A 3,418-nucleotide genomic window follows, 5' to 3' on the forward strand; every position below is an offset into this window, starting at 1 on the left:
CTGCTCTTGGCGGGTTACGTGGAAGGCGCAGCCGGGCAAGCCCGGCTCTACGCAAGGCGGTGCACTTCCACCGTTACGTGCACCAATTCCTCATGTACCGAAAGTGCCTCACGCAGGCTGTCGGCAGACACGTCATCAGTGCTGACCACACTGGCCACCACCGCAAACTTGCCACGGCCCACCTGCCACACATGCAGGTCGGCCAGCTGTGCAGCCCACGGACCCTGCTCGATCACCTCGCGCACCTCGGCCACCACCGGCGCATCCATCTGCGCATCCAGCAGAATGCGGCCGGTGTCGCGTAACAGGCCAATCGCCCAGACGGTCACCAGCAGCGCCCCGACAATACCCATCGCCGGGTCCAGCCACGCCGCGCCCCACAGCTTGCCGCCGATCAGCGCCACGATTGCCAGCACCGAAGTAGCGGCGTCGGCGAGCACGTGCAGGTAGGCCGAACGCAGGTTGAGATCCTGATGGTGGTGGCCTTTCTCACCATGGTGGTGGTGAGCGTGATGCCCATGCTCATGGCCATGAGGGTGTCCATGACCATGCGAATGCCCTGGGCTGTCATGCAGCCACCACGCACAGACCAGGTTAACCACCAGCCCGACCACGGCAATGGCGATCGCCTGGTTGTAATGGATGCTGCTGGGCACGAACAGCCTTTCCACCGACTGCACCGCCATGAGCAGCGCCACGCCCAGCAGGGCGATGGCGCTGGTGTAGCCGCCCAGAATCTCGATCTTCCAGGTGCCGAAGGCGAAACGCCCGTCATGCGCGTAGCGGCGGGCGCAGGCGTAGGCAAGGGCGGCCATGCCCAGGGCCAGCGCATGCGAGCTCATGTGCCAGCCATCGGCCAGCACCGCCATCGAGTTGAACCACCACCCGCCCACGATCTCCACCGCCATCATCAGCGCGGTCAGGTACAGGGCGCGGCGGGTGCGGCGTTCCGCCAGCGGATTGCCGTCGTCGAAGTGATGGCTGTGGCGGCGGGCGTCGGTGACGGCGCTGAGGGACATGGCGGGGCATGGAAGTGGCTGGTGACGGCGCGCAATGTATACCCCATGGGGGTATGCGTCCAGTGTATGCTCCGGCGCTATGGCACACGTCAACCAACACCGAAAAGCCCTACTGGCCCGCGTCCGGCGCATGGCCGGGCAGGTCGCTGCCCTGGAAACCGCGTTGCAGGATGAAGACGCCGACTGCAGCGAGGTGCTGCTGCAGGCATCCGCGGTGCGCGGTGCGGCGCACGGATTACTGATGGGGCTGTTGGATGAGCACCTGCAGGCGCATGTGGTGTCGTCCGACGACCCGGCCGAGCGTGCGGAAGAAGCGCAGGTGCTGGTGAAGCTGTTGCGGGCTTACGGGCGCTGAGGCGCGGCGTTGGTGTGGTTCATGCGTTGCCGTGCCGATCATCGTTATCGGCCGTCGTCTGTCGACCGACGCTACCAAAGCAGATGGCGGCCACGCGGACGCGCCGAAGTAGAGCCGGAGACACGTGCCGGGGGGGGGGGCATCAATGCCGGTGCTGCCGCCACGCGTTCCACACATGCGTGCCGGCCAGCAGCACGCTGCCGGCCACGGTCAATGGCGTTTCCGCATCATGGCTCGGCCATTCGGCGGCACCGGCCAGCAGGCACAACAACCCGGCCACGGCCATCACACCGGCCCACAACGGCACCGGGTAGCGCAGGTGCGCGCGCCACAGCGCGAACCCGGTGGTCGGGGCCGCAATCGCCACGAACAGCACATGTACCCACTTGGCTTCCGCCCACACCCCCAGCAGGGGCAGGGCGGCGGCCAGCAGGGGCAGGGCCAGGCAATGCAGCAGGCATAACGCAGACAGGGCAATGGCTCCAGCGTCCAGCAGGGAGGCGTAGGGGTGCTTCATGGGTGGGGGCCCTTGGCTTTCGAGTGTTATACAGTAACATTTATTCCTTCTCCCAGCCGACCCCGCCATGAACACTGCATCCACCCCCGCCGATTCGCGCCTGCCCGTCACCGTCCTGTCCGGCTTCCTGGGCGCGGGCAAGACCACCCTGCTCAACCAGTTGCTGCGCAATCGCCAAGGGCTGCGGGTGGCGGTGATCGTCAACGACATGAGCGAAATCAACGTCGACGCGCAACTGGTGCGCGACGGCGGCGCTGCGCTCAGCCGCACCGAGGAAACCCTGGTGGAGTTCAGCAATGGCTGCATCTGCTGCACGCTGCGCGACGATCTGTTGCAGGAGGTGAAGCGGCTGGCGTCTTCGGGCCGCTATGACTACCTGCTGATTGAATCCACCGGTATCGCCGAGCCGATGCCGGTGGCGGCGACGTTCTCGGTGCGGGATGCAGACGGCTTCAGCCTCGGCGACATCGCGAGGCTGGACACGCTGGTGACGGTGGTGGACGGGCAGAACTTCCTGCGCGATTTCACCGGCACGGATCGCCTTGCCGATCGCGGCCAGCAGGCAGGTGAGGAGGATGCGCGCGGTGTGGTCGACCTGCTCGCCGACCAGATCGAGTTCGCCAATGTGATCGTGGTGAGCAAGTGCGATGTGATCGAGGATGAGACCCTGCAGCAGACCCTGGCCGTGCTGCGCGCGATGAACCGCGACGCGCGACTGGTGTTGTCGCGCCACGGCGATGTGCCCGCGCATGAACTGCTGGACACGAAGCGCTTCGACTTCGTGCGCGCACAGCTGGCCCCGGGCTGGATGCAGGCGCTGCGCGGTGAACACACGCCGGAGACCGAGGAATACAACATCAGCAGCTTCGTCTACCGCGCCCGCCGCCCGTTCCATCCGCAGCGCTTTGCACGCGCGCTGGACAGTGGGTTGAACAGCGTCATCCGCAGCAAGGGCTTCTTCTGGCTGGCCAACCGCATGGACTGGGTCGGTGAGCTGTCCAGCGTGGGTGCCTCCACGCGCACCCAGGCGGCGGGGTTCTGGTACGCCGCACGCGAGCGGGTGGATGCCGGGCTGGAAGACACGGTGCCGCTGCTGCCGCCGCCGCAGATTCCTTACACCGATGCCGGCTGGGTGCGGCAGCAGGCGTCATGCTGGACGGCGGCGCTGCCGGCGGCGCATGAAGTCAGCGACCCGGGCGAGTACGCGGCGATGCGCCGGATGTGGCATCCGCTGTGGGGCGACCGCCGCCAGGAACTGGCGGTGATCGGCGTGGCCATGGACGAGCGCGCGGTGCGCGCGGAGCTGGACGCGTGCCTGTTGAACGACGAGGAAATGCGCGCCGGTCCGATGGTGTGGCAGGTGTTGCCGGATGCGTTCCCGGTGTGGGCGCGGGGGTGACGTGATCCATACGTAGAGCCACGCCATGCGTGGCTTCGCGGTGTTGGATTTCATGCGAACGGCAGCCACGCATGTGAGGTGACCCCCAAAAGCTGGACATGCGGCTAGGGCATGGTGGCCTGGGTCCG

The 3,418-nt window shown here is 66.8% G+C and carries 4 protein-coding genes; 2 read left to right on the plus strand and 2 right to left on the minus strand.

Annotation, left to right across the window (positions count from 1 at the left end):
- Nucleotides 1–47: 47 nt before the first annotated feature.
- Nucleotides 48–1,019, minus strand: a complete 972-nt coding sequence (gene dmeF / locus RT551_RS20375; protein ID WP_313461881.1) for a CDF family Co(II)/Ni(II) efflux transporter DmeF — start codon at nucleotides 1,017–1,019, stop codon at nucleotides 48–50.
- A 79-nt stretch (nucleotides 1,020–1,098) separates the two neighbouring features.
- Between dmeF and RT551_RS20380 the strand changes: the two genes are divergently transcribed.
- Nucleotides 1,099–1,374, plus strand: a complete 276-nt coding sequence (locus RT551_RS20380) for a metal/formaldehyde-sensitive transcriptional repressor (RefSeq protein WP_313461883.1) — start codon at nucleotides 1,099–1,101, stop codon at nucleotides 1,372–1,374.
- Nucleotides 1,375–1,516: 142 nt separating this feature from the next.
- Here RT551_RS20380 and RT551_RS20385 read toward each other — a convergent pair whose 3' ends face one another.
- On the minus strand, nucleotides 1,517–1,891 hold the full coding sequence (locus RT551_RS20385) for a MerC domain-containing protein (RefSeq protein WP_313461885.1): 375 nt from the start codon (nucleotides 1,889–1,891) through the stop codon (nucleotides 1,517–1,519).
- A gap of 67 nt (nucleotides 1,892–1,958) precedes the next feature.
- On the opposite strand from RT551_RS20385, the gene RT551_RS20390 reads away from it, so the two are divergent.
- Nucleotides 1,959–3,290: a GTP-binding protein gene (locus RT551_RS20390; protein WP_313461887.1), complete on the plus strand. Its 1,332-nt coding sequence runs from the start codon at nucleotides 1,959–1,961 to the stop codon at nucleotides 3,288–3,290.
- Nucleotides 3,291–3,418: the final 128 nt, after the last annotated feature.

Source organism: Stenotrophomonas sp. (assembly GCF_032103445.1).
Lineage (GTDB): Bacteria > Pseudomonadota > Gammaproteobacteria > Xanthomonadales > Xanthomonadaceae > Stenotrophomonas.

Coding starts and splice junctions, on each gene's coding strand:
- RT551_RS20385 (WP_313461885.1), bottom strand. CDS start 1,891: ATGAAGCACCCCTACGCCTCCCTGCTGGACGCTGGAGCCATTGCCCTG.
- dmeF (WP_313461881.1), bottom strand. CDS start 1,019: ATGTCCCTCAGCGCCGTCACCGACGCCCGCCGCCACAGCCATCACTTC.
- RT551_RS20380 (WP_313461883.1), top strand. CDS start 1,099: ATGGCACACGTCAACCAACACCGAAAAGCCCTACTGGCCCGCGTCCGG.
- RT551_RS20390 (WP_313461887.1), top strand. CDS start 1,959: ATGAACACTGCATCCACCCCCGCCGATTCGCGCCTGCCCGTCACCGTC.